The organism is Pseudomonas sp. HMWF021 (assembly GCF_003061005.1).
Taxonomy (GTDB): Bacteria; Pseudomonadota; Gammaproteobacteria; order Pseudomonadales; family Pseudomonadaceae; genus Aquipseudomonas.
The window spans coordinates 13,543-28,464 of record NZ_QAIK01000135.1; the positions used below are offsets into that span (position 1 = coordinate 13,543).

At 59.7% G+C, this 14,922-nt stretch carries 20 protein-coding genes; 12 read left to right on the forward strand and 8 right to left on the reverse strand.

The window, feature by feature from the left end; translation table 11 throughout:
- A partial coding sequence (locus DBR18_RS29445; protein ID WP_256588785.1) for a LysR substrate-binding domain-containing protein occupies window positions 1-269 on the forward strand: 269 nt, incomplete at its 5' end.
- A 111-nt stretch (window positions 270-380) separates the two neighbouring features.
- Here the strand turns inward: DBR18_RS29445 and yegQ are convergent.
- Entirely contained in the window at window positions 381-1,715 is a 1,335-nt protein-coding gene (yegQ, locus tag DBR18_RS18275; protein ID WP_108591350.1) for a tRNA 5-hydroxyuridine modification protein YegQ, read from the reverse strand.
- Window positions 1,716-1,907: 192 nt separating this feature from the next.
- On the opposite strand from yegQ, the gene DBR18_RS18280 reads away from it, so the two are divergent.
- Together DBR18_RS18280 and DBR18_RS18285 are read left to right on the forward strand one after the other, a co-directional pair.
- The gene (locus DBR18_RS18280) at window positions 1,908-2,594 is read left to right on the forward strand and encodes a cysteine hydrolase family protein (protein ID WP_108591351.1); all 687 of its coding nucleotides are present in this window, start codon (window positions 1,908-1,910) and stop codon (window positions 2,592-2,594) included.
- A 110-nt stretch (window positions 2,595-2,704) separates the two neighbouring features.
- Window positions 2,705-3,766 carry an AI-2E family transporter gene (locus tag DBR18_RS18285; RefSeq protein ID WP_108591352.1) on the forward strand — a complete coding sequence of 354 codons (1,062 nt, stop codon included), beginning with the start codon at window positions 2,705-2,707 and terminating at the stop codon, window positions 3,764-3,766.
- Here the strand turns inward: DBR18_RS18285 and DBR18_RS18290 are convergent.
- From DBR18_RS18290 to DBR18_RS18300, 3 genes are all read right to left on the reverse strand, one after another.
- Entirely contained in the window at window positions 3,763-3,945 is a 183-nt protein-coding gene (locus tag DBR18_RS18290) for a hypothetical protein (RefSeq protein WP_108591353.1), read from the reverse strand. The genes DBR18_RS18285 and DBR18_RS18290 overlap by 4 nt on opposite strands.
- Window positions 3,946-4,047: 102 nt before the next feature.
- Window positions 4,048-4,242, reverse strand: coding sequence for a hypothetical protein (locus DBR18_RS18295; RefSeq protein ID WP_108591354.1), 195 nt, complete (start codon window positions 4,240-4,242; stop codon window positions 4,048-4,050).
- Between the two features lie 229 nt (window positions 4,243-4,471).
- The gene (locus tag DBR18_RS18300; protein ID WP_025108898.1) at window positions 4,472-4,816 is read right to left on the reverse strand and encodes a hypothetical protein; all 345 of its coding nucleotides are present in this window, start codon (window positions 4,814-4,816) and stop codon (window positions 4,472-4,474) included.
- 256 nt (window positions 4,817-5,072) lie between these two features.
- On the opposite strand from DBR18_RS18300, the gene DBR18_RS18305 reads away from it, so the two are divergent.
- Together DBR18_RS18305 and DBR18_RS18310 are read left to right on the forward strand one after the other, a co-directional pair.
- The gene (locus DBR18_RS18305; protein WP_108591355.1) at window positions 5,073-5,891 is read left to right on the forward strand and encodes a shikimate 5-dehydrogenase; all 819 of its coding nucleotides are present in this window, start codon (window positions 5,073-5,075) and stop codon (window positions 5,889-5,891) included.
- A 214-nt stretch (window positions 5,892-6,105) separates the two neighbouring features.
- On the forward strand, window positions 6,106-6,624 hold the full coding sequence (locus DBR18_RS18310) for a cupin domain-containing protein (protein WP_108591356.1): 519 nt from the start codon (window positions 6,106-6,108) through the stop codon (window positions 6,622-6,624).
- Between the two features lie 135 nt (window positions 6,625-6,759).
- Here DBR18_RS18310 and DBR18_RS18315 read toward each other — a convergent pair whose 3' ends face one another.
- Window positions 6,760-7,404 carry a YceH family protein gene (locus DBR18_RS18315; protein WP_108591357.1) on the reverse strand — a complete coding sequence of 215 codons (645 nt, stop codon included), beginning with the start codon at window positions 7,402-7,404 and terminating at the stop codon, window positions 6,760-6,762.
- A 125-nt stretch (window positions 7,405-7,529) separates the two neighbouring features.
- Here DBR18_RS18315 and DBR18_RS18320 point away from each other — a divergent pair, with 125 nt between their 5' ends.
- Window positions 7,530-8,039, forward strand: coding sequence for a DUF1993 family protein (locus tag DBR18_RS18320; RefSeq protein ID WP_108591358.1), 510 nt, complete (start codon window positions 7,530-7,532; stop codon window positions 8,037-8,039).
- Window positions 8,040-8,185: 146 nt separating this feature from the next.
- On the opposite strand, the gene sstT is transcribed toward DBR18_RS18320, so the two are convergent.
- Window positions 8,186-9,418, reverse strand: coding sequence for a serine/threonine transporter SstT (sstT, locus tag DBR18_RS18325; protein ID WP_108591359.1), 1,233 nt, complete (start codon window positions 9,416-9,418; stop codon window positions 8,186-8,188).
- A 336-nt stretch (window positions 9,419-9,754) separates the two neighbouring features.
- On the opposite strand from sstT, the gene DBR18_RS18330 reads away from it, so the two are divergent.
- On the forward strand, window positions 9,755-10,918 hold the full coding sequence (locus tag DBR18_RS18330) for an MFS transporter (RefSeq protein ID WP_108591360.1): 1,164 nt from the start codon (window positions 9,755-9,757) through the stop codon (window positions 10,916-10,918).
- Here the strand turns inward: DBR18_RS18330 and nhaR are convergent.
- A complete protein-coding gene (gene nhaR / locus DBR18_RS18335; protein ID WP_108591361.1) occupies window positions 10,913-11,812 on the reverse strand; it encodes a transcriptional activator NhaR in 900 nt (299 codons plus the stop codon). The two genes, DBR18_RS18330 and nhaR, sit on opposite strands and share 6 nt — an antisense overlap.
- A 228-nt stretch (window positions 11,813-12,040) precedes the next feature.
- On the opposite strand from nhaR, the gene DBR18_RS18340 reads away from it, so the two are divergent.
- Complete coding sequence (locus DBR18_RS18340) at window positions 12,041-12,283, forward strand: hypothetical protein (RefSeq protein WP_025108906.1); 243 nt, start codon at window positions 12,041-12,043, stop codon at window positions 12,281-12,283.
- A 29-nt stretch (window positions 12,284-12,312) separates the two neighbouring features.
- Window positions 12,313-13,062 carry a TerC family protein gene (locus DBR18_RS18345; RefSeq protein WP_007965377.1) on the forward strand — a complete coding sequence of 250 codons (750 nt, stop codon included), beginning with the start codon at window positions 12,313-12,315 and terminating at the stop codon, window positions 13,060-13,062.
- Between the two features lie 169 nt (window positions 13,063-13,231).
- Here the strand turns inward: DBR18_RS18345 and DBR18_RS28420 are convergent, their stop codons facing one another.
- Window positions 13,232-13,387, reverse strand: a complete 156-nt coding sequence (locus DBR18_RS28420) for a hypothetical protein (RefSeq protein WP_177482405.1) — start codon at window positions 13,385-13,387, stop codon at window positions 13,232-13,234.
- Between the two features lie 246 nt (window positions 13,388-13,633).
- Between DBR18_RS28420 and DBR18_RS18350 the strand changes: the two genes are divergently transcribed.
- From DBR18_RS18350 to DBR18_RS18360, 3 genes are all read left to right on the forward strand, one after another.
- Window positions 13,634-14,305, forward strand: coding sequence for a peptidase C39 family protein (locus tag DBR18_RS18350; RefSeq protein ID WP_108591366.1), 672 nt, complete (start codon window positions 13,634-13,636; stop codon window positions 14,303-14,305).
- A gap of 90 nt (window positions 14,306-14,395) precedes the next feature.
- Window positions 14,396-14,602, forward strand: coding sequence for a DUF6021 family protein (locus DBR18_RS18355; protein ID WP_108591362.1), 207 nt, complete (start codon window positions 14,396-14,398; stop codon window positions 14,600-14,602).
- 12 nt (window positions 14,603-14,614) lie between these two features.
- The gene (locus tag DBR18_RS18360) at window positions 14,615-14,809 is read left to right on the forward strand and encodes a hypothetical protein (protein ID WP_108591363.1); all 195 of its coding nucleotides are present in this window, start codon (window positions 14,615-14,617) and stop codon (window positions 14,807-14,809) included.
- The last annotated feature ends 113 nt before the right edge of the window (window positions 14,810-14,922 follow it).

Below are 14,922 nucleotides of genomic sequence, written 5' to 3' on the forward strand. Positions count from 1 at the left end.
TGGAGCATTGGTTGTTGCGTCAGGGCCAGGCGCTGCCGATTGTCAGCCTGGCGAGTTACGGGGCGATTGTCGGTTGCGTGAGTGCCGGCGCCGGGGTCGCGCTGGTGCCCAAAGGCGTGTTCGAGCAATACGCCAAAGGCGCTGGCTGTGTCGCCTATGAATTCCCCGAGCTGACGGCCATCGAGAACCTGTTCTACTGGCATGAGAACGCCGGCGTGCACCCGGCGCGTGAGGCGTTCGTGGCGATGTTGCGCGAAGAATTCCTCTGACCCCATCCGCATTCCAGCGTAGGAGCTGCCGCAGGCTGCGATCTTTTGATCTGTTTTTTCAACAACAAAGTCAAAAGATCGCAGCCTTCGGCAGCTCCTACAGGGGTGGGGTCAGGGAGTCAGGTCGCGCATCAGCAGGCCAAAACGCAAATCCACCGCATCCGGTATCGGCAGGTACACCGTGTGCCCGTCGCCGGGCGCGACTTCGATGGCTTCGCCCTTGGCACTCTGCAACTGGTGCAGGTCGAAATGGAAGTTGCCCTTGGGCGTCATCAGCTCCAGATGATCGCCCAGGGCAAAACGGTTCTTCACCTTGACCTCGGCCAATCGATCACGGCGTTCACCGGTCAGTTCACCAACGAACTGCTGGCGCTCCGAGACCGAGCTGCCGTTCTGATAGTTCTGGTATTCGTCATGCACATGGCGGCGCAGGAAGCCTTCGGTGTAGCCGCGCTGGGCCAGTGATTCGAGATCGGTCATCAGGCTGCGGTCGAACTCGCGTCCGGCCATCGCGTCGTCGATGGCCCGGCGATAGACCTGGGTGGTGCGCGCGCAATAGAAGTGCGATTTGGTGCGGCCCTCGATCTTTAGCGAATGCACGCCCATGCGCGTCAGGCGCTCGACGTGTTGCACGGCGCGCAGATCCTTGGCGTTCATGATGTAAGTGCCGTGCTCGTCTTCGAAGGCGGGCATCAGCTCATCGGGGCGATTGGCTTCCTGCAGCAGAAACACCTGATCGGTCGGCGCGCCGAGGCCCAGGGTCGGCTCGGGCTGGAAGGTCTGCACGATCTCGCCGAGCTGGTTTTCCGTGGCCTGCTGCGCCGAATATTTCCAGCGGCAGGCGTTGGTGCAGGTGCCCTGATTGGCATCGCGCTTGTTCATGTAGCCCGACAGCAGGCAACGCCCGGAGTAGGCCATGCACAGTGCGCCGTGGACGAACACTTCCAGCTCCATGCCCGGCACTTGCTCACGGATTTCGCCGATTTCCTCCAGCGACAATTCCCGCGACAGGATGATCCGGCTCAGCCCCTGTTGCTGCCAGAACTCGACACTCGCCCAGTTCACCGTATTCGCTTGCACGGAGAGATGGATCGGCATCTGCGGAAAATGCCGGCGCACCAGCATGATCAGACCCGGGTCGGACATGATCAGTGCATCGGGCGCCATCTCGATCACTGGCGCCAGGTCCTTGAGGAAGGTTTTCAGTTTGGCGTTGTGCGGGGCGATGTTGACCACCACATAGAAGCGCTTGCCCTGAGCCTGCGCTTCACGAATGCCGAGCGCGAGGTTGGCGTGGTCGAACTCGTTGTTGCGTACCCGCAGGCTGTAGCGCGGTTGGCCGGCGTAGACCGCATCGGCACCGTAGGCGAAGGCGTAGCGCATGTTCTTCAGGGTGCCGGCGGGGGCCAGCAGTTCAGGAGCGGCGAGGGGCAGGTCAGGGATCATGGCGGGCATCGATGGCAAAAGCGCGGCAGGGTAGTGCAGCGGCAATCGCGGTTTATTGATCTGGATCTACCTTTACGCAGGTGATGCTCAGTTGTGCAGTAATTGCACAGATCATGTGCCGGTTTCACAGTGTTCGCGGTGGTGGCGGCTGGCTAACATTTGCTCATCCACTCAACCGAAGCAGGATTTGGCATGCAGAACCTTACTCGTCGCTTTCTTACCGCTTGTGCATTTTCCGGTGTGCTGGCCAGCAGCGGTGCCATCGCCGACAGCCACCCGACCATTCGGGCGATGTCCGGCGCTACGCCGGTCGATCACCTGCCGGCCGGCAAGTCGGCCCTGCTCGTGATCGACTTTCAGAATGAATATTTCAAGGGCCGGATGCCGATCCCGGACGGTGCCGCTGCCCTGGCGAAAACCCGTGAGCTGATCAGCTTTGCCGACAGCCACAAGATCCCGGTGTATCACGTGCAGCACGTTGCGCCGGCGGGGTCGGCGGTGTTTGCCATCGACGGCCAGACGGTTAAATTTCACAAGGACATGCAGCCGCGCCCGCAAGACGTGGTACTGCAGAAGAACACCGTCAGCGTGTTCGCCAGCACTGACCTGAACGAGCAACTGAAAAAAGCCGGCATCCAGACCCTGATCATTTCCGGGCTGATGACCCACGCCTGTGTGGCCGGTGCCGCGCGGGATGCCGCGCCGTTGGGTTACAGCGTGATCGTCGCCGCCGATGCCACGGCAACCCGCGCCATTACCCGGGCCAACGGCGTGTCCATCGACAAGGATTCGCTGCACAAGGCAGCACTGGCGGAAGTCGAAGACACTTTCGGCGACGTCCTCACCACTGCGCAGATCGTGAAGTTGCCGGTACGCTGACGGCGTTTGCCGTTCGGCAACTATGCTCCATGAACAAAGATGGCACTCGCGCGCGCCACGGCGGACTAAGGTTCGTGGCGCGCGAGACGCCTGACTGACATGGATCGGACATGAACGAGAAAACCCTGCAATTCAAATCCCTCACCGTGCTGTTGTTACTGGTGACGGTCGCCTTCATCTGGATTCTGCTGCCGTTCTACGGCGCGGTGTTCTGGGCGGTGATCCTCGGCATTCTGTTTGCGCCGATGCAACGCCGGCTGCAGCAGAAATTCGGCTGGCAACGCAACCTGACCGCGCTCTGCACATTGGGTATCTGCCTGGTGATCGCGATTCTGCCGGTGATCATCCTCAGCGTCCTGTTGGTTCAGGAAGGCGCGACGGTGTACAACAACATCGAAAGCGGCCAACTGGACATCGGTGCCTATCTGGCACAGTTCAAACACAGCCTGCCGCCGTACTTTCAGCATTTGCTCGATCGCTTCGGCATGGGCGAGTTGAACGGTTTGCGCGAAAAAATCGTCAAGGCCTCGATGCAGGGCAGCCAGGTCCTGGCCAGTCAGGCCTTCAGTTTCGGTCAAGGCACATTCGAGTTCGTGGTCAGCTTCGGCATCATGCTGTACCTGCTGTTTTTCTTTCTGCGCGATGGCGCCGAGCTGGTGCGCAAGGTACGCACGGCGGTGCCGCTGGAAGAGAATCACAAACGCCGTTTGCAATTGAAGTTCAACCGGGTGGTGCGGGCGACGGTGAAAGGCAACCTGGTGGTCGCGGTCACTCAGGGCGCATTGGGTGGGGCGATTTTCTGGTTTCTCGACATTCCCAGCGCGTTGCTGTGGGCGGTGCTGATGGGCTTTCTGTCGCTGTTGCCTGCGGTGGGCGCGGGGATTGTCTGGGCGCCGGTGGCGGTGTACTTCCTGCTCAGCGGGATGATCTGGCAGGGCGTGGTGCTGGGGCTGTTCGGGGTGTTCGTGATCGGTCTGGTGGACAACGTGCTGCGTCCGATCCTGGTGGGCAAGGACACGCGCATGCCCGACTACATGATCCTGATCTCGACCCTCGGCGGCCTTGCGGTGTTCGGCCTCAACGGTTTCGTGATCGGGCCGCTGATCGCGGCGCTGTTCATGTCCAGTTGGGCGCTGTTCATCGAGACCAAACCGAAAGTCCAGTTGCCTTAAGCGTGGAACGGCGCGCTGGCGATTTTCTGCGACAGGGCCTGGGCAGCGGGCAGTGAAGTGAGCGGGCCGCAGATCGGCTCGCCGTCACGCACCAGATACCAGCAGGCGAGTAATCCCGACGCTCTGAGGGATGCAGGAACGGCGCTGCCGATCACCGACATGATTTGAACCTGAGCCATGAGAAGTACCTCCATTGATCGATGGAGCTACCTTAGGGATTCGCCGCGCTCAGGGACAATCAACGCTTTCGATAGTGGTCATTGATAACAGTGAGGGCTGTATCAGTCGACAACCTGGTCGAGCATGTGCACCACTTCGCGTTCACTGAGCAAGCCTTTGTGCACCAGATTCTCCGCCAGCAGCGAAAGAAACTTGGCACAACGGTGGCCTTCCAGGTGCTTGAGTTCGGTCAGCGCGCTGTAGACCTTGCTTGAAGTGCATAAGCCGACGATGCGGTGCGGGTTTTGTGTAGGCATGAGTCGTCCTTGTTTTTATCAACCTGTTGTTTATGGACGGATTCAGATTGCGGTTCCGTCATGACAAAGAGATGACCGTTCTGTGATTTGCCCCCAGCGGTCAGGTCCATCATGCCGACTTTAGCGGCTGGAACTGTCCTCGCAGCGACCTTTGCGAGATTTTTTCAGACGTTGCCCGACCGACGGTCATAAAAAAGCCCCGCTATAAAAGCGGGGCTTTGTCTTGCTGTCACCAGCGACCACCGTAGTAGTGGGGGTGGCCGTAGTAACCGCGTGGAGGGCCGTAGTAGACCGGGCCTGGGACATAAACCGGTTGTTGTACATAGACCGGAGCCGGCTGGTAGTAGACCGGTGGCGGCGGTTGCTGCACGTAAACCGGGGCCGGCTGAGCGTAAACAGGCTGTTGAACGTAGACCGGCCGGTCCTGATTGATCAATGCCGAGCCGATGATGGCCGAGCCGACGATCGCACCAAACACTGCCGGACCCTGCCAGCCACCGCCGTGGGCTTCTGCCTGACCTGTGATAGCGAATGCACCAATCAACAAGGCCACGATGGGGAGTTTACGAATCATGATAATTCCTCGGTTCTTCGACCCGGCGTCCGGGCCTGCACCAGGCCCAAAGTTGTCGCGGGGATACTTCTATGACAGCGAAATTCTGAAAATCAGCACAGCCGCTGGGTAAATTTTGTGTAAGGTCTGTACCGGCTTCTTTACCGGTGGGTCAAAGGGGCACGCGGCCCGTTGCAGACAGGCGCTTATGATCGTTCAGAACCCGATGGAATGGCTAACTCCGTCCATCCGAAAATCCGTTTGAAGGAGAAGTTTCATGCAGATGAATCCCAACAAAGACACCCAGCTGTGCATGTCCCTGTCCGGGCGCCCCGGGAATTTCGGTCTGCGGTTTCATAACCATTTGTATGAGCAGTTGGGCCTGAACTGCTATTACAAGGCGTTCAGCAGTCAGGATCTGCCGGGGGCTGTTGGCGGGATTCGTGCGCTGGGGATTCGCGGTTGCGGCGTGTCGATGCCCTTCAAGGAGGCGTGCATCGCGCTGGTCGATGAGCTGGATGCATCGGCGGCAGCGATCCAGTCGATCAACACCATCGTCAACACCAACGGCCATCTCAAGGCCTACAACACCGATTACATCGCCATCGCGCAGTTGCTGCAAACCCACGCGGTGCCAAAGGATACGACGTTCGCTCTGCGCGGCAGCGGCGGCATGGCCAAAGCGGTGGCGAGCGCCTTGCGCGATGGTGGCTACAAGAATGGCTTGATCGTTGCGCGTAACGAGCGCGCCGGTCGGGCACTGGCGGATTCGCTGGGCTATCGCTGGCAGGCCGAGCTGGGCCAGGAGCGTCCGCTGATGCTGATCAACGTCACGCCGGTGGGCATGGATGGCGGGCCGGAAGCGGGGCAATTGGCGTTCGAGCCTGAAGTGATCCGGGCCGCCGACACCGTGTTCGACGTGGTGGCGATTCCGTCGGAGACGCCGCTGATCGTGCGCGGGCGGGCCGAGGGTAAAAAGGTCATCACCGGGCTGGAGGTGATTGCGATCCAGGCGCTGGAGCAGTTTGTGCTGTACACCGGGGTGCGGCCAAATGAAGAGCAGTTTGCGGCAGCGGTGAATTTCGCCCGCAGCTGATGTTCAGGACTGTATGTGTTGAATGAGTTGGCCCCATCGCTGGCAAGCCAGCTCCCACAGGTGTCAGGTTCCAACACTGATAGGTGAGCAACCACAAATTCTGTGGGAGCTGGCTTGCCAGCGATGAATTCAACTCGGTTTATCGGCTTACCTATACTGCAGCCCCAGCAAGCCCAGACTTGCCCTTCACAAAAAACCTGATCGAGGCGCCACCATGCATCCGCCCATCCTCAACCTGCACCAGGTCGAACTCGAACCCCTGCCCGAAGCCCTTGCCCCCGAAGGCGAAGCCGCCGGCCGCTACCAGCAGCGCCTGGCGCGCATCGGCCAGAAGCTCGGCGCGCAGAAGCTGGGTTACCGCTTGTACGCGTTGCCACCCGGTATGCGTGGCAGTCCGTTTCACAGCCATCGGGTCAATGAAGAGATGTTCTATGTCGTAGCCGGCGAGGGCGAAGTGCGGCTGGGCGCCGAGCGCTTTGCGATCCGCGAGGGCGATGTGATTGCCTGTCCACCGGGTGGCCCGGAAATGGCGCACCAGATCATCAACACCAGCGATGCCGAGTTGCGTTATCTGGCAGTCAGCACCCAGCAGCAACCGGACATCTGTGAATACCCGGACTCCAACAAATACGCGGTGATGGACAACTTCAAAGTCGATGACCAGGGCAATGCGTCAGGCTTTGTTGCCGTGGCGCGGCAGGCGGACGGGGTGGATTACTGGGATGGTGAATAATAAATAGAGATCTTCGGCTTGGTGCTGCCCCTGTGGGAGCGAGCTTGCTCGCGAATGCGGTGTGTCATTTAGCGATGGTGTGAATGACACACCGCATTCGCGTGCAAGCCCGCTCCCACAGTAGGATTTCGAGGGTTATTCGAGGCGCGCCAGGCGCTCTTCCAGAGCGGCAATCCGCGCTTCCAGCTCTTCGATGCGCTCAACTGACACGCCGCTGATAGAACGCTCGGCTGGATTGTGCCGCGCCGCCAGAATCGCCTCGATATCCGCCGGATCGCCCAGCGCATGGGTGTAGCGGTCTTCGCGCTGTCCGGCCTGACGCGGGATCAACACCGCCAGCCCGCGCGCGATCAGGCGTTCCAGCTGATGCACAACCTGCTCGGCATCTTCGAAATCATGCATGCGCCCGCTGCGGGTCAGTAGTTCGTTGACGGTCTGCGGGCCGCGCAGAAACATCAGGCCGGTGAGAATCACCTGGGCCGGCACCAGCTCCAGCGCCTTGTCGATCTTGTGCTCCCAGCGATCGGCGCGACTGCCCATGACCAGCTTGGTGTAACCGTGGCTCTCGAGCGTCCGCAGACTCTGGCCGACCTGGCCCTGAGTCAGGTTCATCACCGGTTCGCGGCTGGTTTTCTGGTTGCAGGCCAGCACCAGTGCGTTGAGCGTCAGCGGGTAGGTTTCCGGGCTGGTGGCCTGTTTCTCGATCAAAGAACCCAGAATGCGGATTTCCGTGGCGTTGAGCCGTGGTTCGTCGGTGATGCTTTCAAGTTCGGTGGTCATCGCGCGTTCCCTCTGCAGTCGAAGGCGCCTAGCCTAATCCTTGGCTAACAAAAGGCAAGCCGTGTGGTCATCAAGCATGGCTATAATCGCCTCCACGTTCCACCCAGCCACTACACGAGACTGCCATGACCATTTCCCTGTACGCCGCATCCGTCCCGGTTTTTCAACAAATGCTCAATGCCCTGAGCGATGTCCTGAAAAAGGCTGAAGCCCACGCCACCGAGAAAAACATCGACCCGAACGCTTTCCTGCAAGCACGCCTGTACCCGGACATGTTCCCGCTGGTGCGTCAGGTGCAGATCGCCGTCGATTTCGCCAAGGGCGTGTCCTCGCGTCTGGCTGAAGTCGAAGTCCCGAAATATGACGACACCGAAACCACCTTCGCCGAGCTGCAAGCGCTGATCACCAAGGTTCTGGCCTACATCGGCGAGATCAAGCCGGAGCAGATCAACGGCAAGGAAGGCATCGAGATCGTGACCCGTCCGGGCACGCCGAAAGAGAAGCGCTTCAGCGGCCAGGCTTACTTGCTGAGCTACGGTCTGCCGCAGTTCTTCTTCCACGTGACCACTGCCTATGACCTGCTGCGTCATAACGGTGTTGAAGTGGGTAAACGCGATTACATGGGCGCGTTCTAAAACACCCGGCAACAAAAAAGCCCGTCAAGGTTTGCGCCTTGGCGGGCTTTTTATTGGGTAAAGCAAAAGATCGCAGCCTGCGGCAGCTCCTACACTGGGAATGCGTTTCCCTGTAGGAGCTGCCGCAGGCTGCGATCTTTTGATCTTCAGGCTGAACGCTGAACTTTCGCCTCTTCACCCAAGCAAGCCGCGGCGGTAAACAGCACGTCAGTGGACGAATTCAGCGCAGTTTCCGCCGAGTCCTGCAGCACACCAATGATGAAACCAACCGCCACCACCTGCATGGCAATCTCGCTCGGGATGCCGAACAGGCTGCACGCCAGCGGGATCAGCAGCAGCGAACCGCCGGCCACGCCCGACGCGCCACAGGCGCAGATCGCCGCGACGACGCTGAGCAGGATCGCGGTCGGGATGTCCACGGCAATCCCCAGCGTGTGCACGGCCGCCAGGGTCAGCACGGTGATGGTGATCGCTGCGCCGGCCATGTTGATGGTCGCGCCCAGCGGGATCGATACCGAGTAAGTGTCTTCATGCAGGCCCAGGCGCTTGCTCAGTTCCAGGTTGACCGGAATGTTCGCTGCCGAGCTGCGGGTGAAGAACGCGGTGATGCCGCTTTCACGCAGGCACTTGAGGGTCAGCGGGTACGGGTTGCGGCGCAGTTTCCAAAACACGATCAGCGGGTTCATCACCAGCGCCACGAACAGCATGCAGCCCAGCAGCACCGCCAGCAGGTGCGCATAACCGATCAGCGCCCCGAAGCCCGAGGTGGCGAGAGTCGAAGCCACCAGACCGAAAATGCCCAGCGGGGCGAAGCGAATCACCACGCGCACGATCAGCGTCACGCCGTTGGACAAGTCGCCGAGCACTTCGCGGGTGGTGTCACCGGCGTGGCGAATGGCGACGCCCATGCCGATCGCCCAGGCCAGAATGCCGATGAAGTTGGCATTCATCAGCGCGCTGACCGGGTTGTCGACCACGCTCAGCAGCAGGCTCTGCAGAACCTCAGTGATCCCGCCCGGCGCGGTCACCGCAACGTTGTCGGTGGACAGCACCAGATGCGACGGAAAAGCCATGCTGGCGACAACCGCCACGACTGCGGCGGCGAAGGTGCCGAGCAGGTACAGGAACAGGATCGGTCGAATGTGGGTTTCCTGACCGTGCTTGTGGTTGGCAATCGACGCCATCACCAGCACGAACACCAGAATCGGTGCCACGGCCTTCAGCGCCGAGACAAACACCTTGCCGATGAATGCGGAACCTTTCGCCGCTTCCGGAGCGAACAGCGCCAGCGCAATGCCGGCAATCAGGCCGATCAGGATCTGCGTAACCAGGCTCAGGTTTTTCAGGCGTTGCAATAGAGAAGGGGATGAAGCGGTCATAACGGCATCTCTGATTTTTTATAGGGTGCAAGGTTGCGTGAAACCGGTGATACATCGGGGGCAGATCACCGGCACGAACCGAAAAGGCTGACGCGCCATCAACGCTGTTAAACAGGCCGCTGAATAGGGTGTACGTTTTTCAGGGCGCGGACTTTATCACAGCGTAGGCGTTATCCTTCAGGCCTGTGACGATCTGCCACCGGATAGATCGGCAAGTCGGCAGGTTTGTGCAAGTCAGTCCGGAAACACTCTGTTAAGATTCGCCATCCTCATTTTCCAATTCAGCCAGCGGGCCTCTCGGCCATCGCTGGTGTCGTCGTTTTGCTGGAGTTGCTCATGCTGTTGCCCATTCTTCTGTTGTCCGCCGCCGGATTCACGGTGCTGACCACGGAGTTCGTCATCGTCGGCCTGTTACCGGCGATTGCCCGCGACCTGGCTGTCACCATTCCGCAGGCCGGTCTGCTGGTGACCCTGTTCGCTTTCACGGTGGCGATGTTCGGTCCATTCTTGACCGCGTATTTCGCCCGCTTCGAGCGGCGCAAACTGTTCATCACCATCCTGATCATGTTCGGTCTGGCCAACACCGTGGCGGCGCTGGCGCCGAATATCTGGGTCATGGCCATTGCGCGGTTGATCCCGGCACTCGGCCTGCCGGTGTTCTGGGCTTTGGCCAGTGAGACGGCGGTGGATATCGTCGGCCCGGATCACGCTGGCCGCGCCATCGCCAAGATCGGCTTCGGCATTGTCTGCGCGACGGTGTTCGGCATTCCGGTGGGCACGTTGATTTCCGATGCGTTCGGCTGGCGCAGCGCGTTCGCGATTCTGGCGGTGATTGCATTTGCCAAGGCGCTGCTGCTGTTTGTTTACCTGCCGAAAACCAGCCTGCACCAGCATCAGGTCAGCTTCGCTTCGCAGTTCAAGATCCTGCGCAATCCACTGATGATCGGCCATGTGCTGTTGTCGATCCTGGTATTCAGCGGCATGTTCACCGCTTATACCTATCTGGCCGACATCCTTGAGCGTCTGGCCGGATTCAACGGCACGGTGGTCGGCTGGTGTCTGATGGGCTTTGGTGCGGTCGGGCTGATCGGCAACTCGCTGGGCGGCCGCGCCGTGGATCGTCATCCGTTGGGCGCTTCGGTGCTGTTCTGTGCGTTCATGATTGCCGGCATGGTCTCGCTGGTGCCGAATATTCACTCGACCGTGGGCCTGGCGGTGGCAATGGGCATCTGGGGCATCACTCAGGCTGCGCTGTTCCTGGTCAGCCATGTGCGTCTGATGAAAGCCGCGCCGCAGGCACCGGCGTTTGCCGCCTCGTTGAATATCGCCGGGGCCAACCTCGGGATCGGTCTGGGTGCGATGATTGGCGGTCGGGTGATCGACAGTGCCGGCCTGGGTTTTCTGGGGTTCGCCGCTGCCGGATTCATTCTGTTGTCGGTGTTCCTTGCCATGGTATTGATGACGCTCAAGCCGCGCGAAGAGTGCGCCCAAGCGTCATAACGCGGTAAACAGCTCGCGTCGGGCACCTTCGGTAATCGCAACGATGCCGGGGTGCTTGACCTTGCGCTCCACCGAAATGGCATAAAAAGACTCGGTGACTGCATCGGTCTGGCCGATCTCCTCGACGCCGTACTGGCGTTTCACTTCATCGGCAATCACGCTCGGCCCGATGAAAATCCCGCTGCCCGACTGGCCGAAGGCCTGCATCAGGGCGCTGTCATCGAATTCCCCAACGATTTGCGGCTGGATCTGCTGCTCGGCGAACCAGCGCTGCAAGCGACTGCGCACCACGGTTTCGGCGCCGGGAATCAGCAACGGTGCGCCATTGAGACTGCGCGGAAAGTCCTGCCCGTATTGCGCTGCCAGCTGCGCGGTGGCGAAGAAACTGATGCCGCATTCGCCAAGCTTCTGGCTGTAGCCCTTGATGTCGAGGTGCGAGGGCATGGGGCTGTCGGAGATCACCAGATCCAGACGCTGAATCGCCAGATCCGCCAGCAGGCGCTCGAGTTTGTCTTCGCGGCAGGTGATGCGCAGCGGCTCGTTGAGCTCCATGGTTGGCGCAATGAGGCGATAGACGATGGATTTGGGCACCACATCCGCCACGCCGACGCGAAACAGGATCTGCTGCTCGTTGGGCTGGGCACGTAGCATCAATTCCAGTTCACCGCCCAACTGAAACATCTGTTCGGCGAAGGGCAGGGCCTGGCGTCCGGCTTCGGTCAGCTCCAGTTGCCGGCCAACCCGCTGAAACAGTTCGATACCGTAAGTGTGTTCGAGCAACGATATCTGCCCGCTGATGGTTTGCGGCGTCAGGTTCAGTTGCTCGCAGGCGCGCACGATGCTGCCAGTCTTGGCCACCACCCAGAAATAATGCAGCTGTCGATAATTCAGCACTCTGAGGTTCCCCCTGTAGGAGCTGCCGAAGGCTGCGATCTTTTGATCTTGCTTTAAAAAAACAAAAAGATCGCAGCCTTCGGCAGCTCCTGCATTGATTGTCATAGTTCGTTAATGTCGAAGTATAGCCGCTAAAAATACGAATTTTCCTGAAGTGTCTGTCTCCCTAGAATGCCCAGCCATCGACGTGTGGTCTGCGACCCGGTCTGTTCATTCGAAGGAAGTCCCATGAAATACACAATTCCAGCACTGATGTTTACGTCTTTACTGCTTATGGCCGGTTGCGATCAGGCCGAGAAAAGCGCTCAGCAGTTGATGGGCAAAGCCGCCGAAAGCGCGAAACAGGCCATCGACGATACGCATAAAGCCGCTGAACAAGCGCTGAGCGACGCCACCGGCGGCCTGATCGAGAAAAAAGAAGCCCCGGAAAAAGATGCGGAAAAATCCGAATCTTCCTCCAAGACCATCTAAACCGTCTTACAAAGAGTCAGGACTGACCCATGGAATATCTGTTAGAACTCGCCGCCAGCCCTGCCGCCTGGGTTGCCTTGGCCACACTGGTGGTGATGGAGATCGTGCTCGGCATCGATAACCTGATCTTTATTTCGATCCTGACCAACAAGCTACCTGTGCAGCATCGGCAGAAGGCGCGTCGCATCGGTATCGGCATGGCGCTGATCCTGCGTCTGGCCCTGTTGAGCACCATCGCCTTCATCGTGCAGTTGACCGCGCCCGTATTCGAAATCATGGGCCAGGCGTTCTCCTGGAAGGACATGATCCTGATTGCCGGTGGTCTGTTCCTGGTGTGGAAAGCCACGACCGAGATCCATCACAGCATGGACCCGGCGCCGGAAGATCCGAAAACCGCGACATCGACCGTGACCCTGGGCTTCGCTGCCGCGATCGGTCAGATCCTGATGCTGGACATGGTGTTCTCGATCGACAGCATCATCACTGCGGTAGGCATGACCGAGCACCTGCCGATCATGGTCATTGCGGTAGTCGTTTCGGTAATGGTGATGCTGTTTGCGGCTGAGCCTCTGGCCAAGTTCATCAACGACAACCCGACGGTGGTGATGCTGGCGCTGGGCTTCCTGATCATGATCGGCATGACGCTGATCGCCGAAGGCTTCGGCGCCCATGTACCGAAAGGGTATGTGTACGCGGCCATGGCATTCTCGGCAGCGATTGAAGTGCTGAACATGCTGTCGCGCCGGGCGAAGCAGAAGAAGCTGGCACAGCAGGCCTAATCTGCAGCAAACCAAAAGGCCGGCTGGACTCTTCGAGTTCAGCCGGCCTTTTTGCTTGTGTTGCCTTATGTAGGAGCTGCCGAAGGCTGCGATCTTTTGATCTTGCTCTAAAAATCAAAAGATCGCAGCCTTCGGCAGCTCCTACAGAGGTTTTATATCAACTGACCTGTCAGTGCGCAGTCGCATGGCGGGCGCGGTGCTTTTCTGGCTTGTGATTCGGGGTCGAATCGACCGGATGGTGATGGCGCCGGGCAATGCGCAACACGCCCCACAGCATGGCGGCGGCCACGGCCAGCCAGCCGGCAATCAGCATTACGATAGTCATGGTCAGGCTCATCTGTGCCTCCTCTTTGCCCTGCGTCGGGCGCACACTTTTTCAATTCGCTCTGTTTCAGTGACAGTCTAGACAATGGGGTGTTTCAGACTATTGACCAAAGGTCGGTGGTGACCAATCAGTTCGCTCTATGCAATCGATCGGTCTGCGGTTTAAGGCTATACCGCAGGCGTGCGCCGCCCTATGATCGCAGGCGTTGCCGGAACACGATGACCGGCGTCTGATCAGAGAGCGATGATGGGCCAGGTATTTTCTCTAATTCGAGCAGCATTGCTGGTAGCCGGGAGTGCGGTGGTGCTGGCCGGCTGTTCGGGTAATGTTGCGCCGCAAGTTTCGCGCCTGCCGGAGCGGGTCGAGCTCAGCGGCACGTTTTATCGTGGCGAGGCGAACCAGAGCGGGCCGCAGGTGCTGGCCAGCCTGCTGTCGCAGCAGGGCATCGTGATCACTCCGGGGCTTCTGGAAAAACCCCTGCATCTGCCGGATGCACAAGACAAGCTGCAGCAGAATCTGCAAGACCTCGCCCGTGAATACGGCATGGTGGTCTATCCGCTGGACAGCAATCTGCCGGCGCTGCTGACGCAGGTCGCCGCCGGATACCCGGTGATGGTGCGTTTCAGTGAAGGCTCGGCATTCTGGGCCGAACCGCGTTACGCGATCCTTTCCGGGTACGACCGGCATAAACAGAAAGTGCTGCTGCGCGCCGGGATGAACCGCCGCGAGTTGATGAGCTTCAGCTCGTTTGAGTCGGCATTTGAAAAGTCCGGTGGCTGGGCGGTGTTGATTCAGAAACCGTCGCAGATCCCCGCCGAGGTTGATCGCAATCGCTGGCTCAAGGCTGCTGATGCGCTGGCGCAGGCCGGTCAGGAACCGGAAGCGGCGCAGGCGAAGAAGGCTCTGGCGGCGCACTGAGTTTCCGTTCGTCATTTGCCGGGCACCCTCACGCCCGGCAGTCCTCCTAAAGAAACAACCCGTGTTTTATGGGTTTAATCAGGAGGCGACATGGCAGATTCCCCATCCCCGAAAGGCCCGCATTCGAGCGAGCATTCCAGCGGTCATGATCTGGGCTTTGACCCGGATTCGCCGGATCTCGATGATCCGCAAGTTGATCCTGTCGGTCCCGCCAAGGCGCCGAAAGACGAGCAACCCGATGATGACAGTCAGCGGCCGGCCAAGCCTTATGACCCGCTGGCCGATCTGAAACCTTGAAGTGAGGTGCGTATGAGTACCGATTCCAGCTTCGACGATAAAAAACCGGACAGCGTGCCGACAACGCCAGATGAAGAGGTGGATCCTGTGCTGGACCCGGACAGCCCGCTGCGTGATCCGCTTGCACGGCCCAATGTGCTGACGCCAGACCCGAGCGCAGGCGACGGCATTCCAGATGACGACAAAATGCCGCTACCCAATGATTGAATAAAGGCTATTTAACCACTGGCTAATGTGGCGAGGGAGCTTGCTCCCGCTGGACTGCGCAGCAGGCCTCTCTTGTTAAAAAAGAAGGTCCGCTACGCGCCCCGGCGGGAGCA

What these genes read in the sequence shown, in the direction of transcription:
- DBR18_RS18290 (WP_108591353.1), bottom strand. Translation starts at nt 3,945, where the DNA reads ATGGCTCAGGTTCAAATCATGTCGGTGATCGGCAGCGCCGTTCCTGCA.
- sstT (WP_108591359.1), bottom strand. Translation starts at nt 9,418, where the DNA reads ATGACCGCTTCATCCCCTTCTCTATTGCAACGCCTGAAAAACCTGAGC.
- DBR18_RS18310 (WP_108591356.1), top strand. Translation starts at nt 6,106, where the DNA reads ATGCATCCGCCCATCCTCAACCTGCACCAGGTCGAACTCGAACCCCTG.
- DBR18_RS18315 (WP_108591357.1), bottom strand. Translation starts at nt 7,404, where the DNA reads ATGACCACCGAACTTGAAAGCATCACCGACGAACCACGGCTCAACGCC.
- DBR18_RS18300 (WP_025108898.1), bottom strand. Translation starts at nt 4,816, where the DNA reads ATGATTCGTAAACTCCCCATCGTGGCCTTGTTGATTGGTGCATTCGCT.
- DBR18_RS18320 (WP_108591358.1), top strand. Translation starts at nt 7,530, where the DNA reads ATGACCATTTCCCTGTACGCCGCATCCGTCCCGGTTTTTCAACAAATG.
- DBR18_RS18355 (WP_108591362.1), top strand. Translation starts at nt 14,396, where the DNA reads ATGGCAGATTCCCCATCCCCGAAAGGCCCGCATTCGAGCGAGCATTCC.
- DBR18_RS18285 (WP_108591352.1), top strand. Translation starts at nt 2,705, where the DNA reads ATGAACGAGAAAACCCTGCAATTCAAATCCCTCACCGTGCTGTTGTTA.
- DBR18_RS18340 (WP_025108906.1), top strand. Translation starts at nt 12,041, where the DNA reads ATGAAATACACAATTCCAGCACTGATGTTTACGTCTTTACTGCTTATG.
- DBR18_RS18330 (WP_108591360.1), top strand. Translation starts at nt 9,755, where the DNA reads ATGCTGTTGCCCATTCTTCTGTTGTCCGCCGCCGGATTCACGGTGCTG.
- DBR18_RS18345 (WP_007965377.1), top strand. Translation starts at nt 12,313, where the DNA reads ATGGAATATCTGTTAGAACTCGCCGCCAGCCCTGCCGCCTGGGTTGCC.
- DBR18_RS18360 (WP_108591363.1), top strand. Translation starts at nt 14,615, where the DNA reads ATGAGTACCGATTCCAGCTTCGACGATAAAAAACCGGACAGCGTGCCG.
- DBR18_RS18350 (WP_108591366.1), top strand. Translation starts at nt 13,634, where the DNA reads ATGGGCCAGGTATTTTCTCTAATTCGAGCAGCATTGCTGGTAGCCGGG.
- DBR18_RS18295 (WP_108591354.1), bottom strand. Translation starts at nt 4,242, where the DNA reads ATGCCTACACAAAACCCGCACCGCATCGTCGGCTTATGCACTTCAAGC.
- DBR18_RS28420 (WP_177482405.1), bottom strand. Translation starts at nt 13,387, where the DNA reads ATGACTATCGTAATGCTGATTGCCGGCTGGCTGGCCGTGGCCGCCGCC.
- DBR18_RS18305 (WP_108591355.1), top strand. Translation starts at nt 5,073, where the DNA reads ATGCAGATGAATCCCAACAAAGACACCCAGCTGTGCATGTCCCTGTCC.
- DBR18_RS18280 (WP_108591351.1), top strand. Translation starts at nt 1,908, where the DNA reads ATGCAGAACCTTACTCGTCGCTTTCTTACCGCTTGTGCATTTTCCGGT.
- yegQ (WP_108591350.1), bottom strand. Translation starts at nt 1,715, where the DNA reads ATGATCCCTGACCTGCCCCTCGCCGCTCCTGAACTGCTGGCCCCCGCC.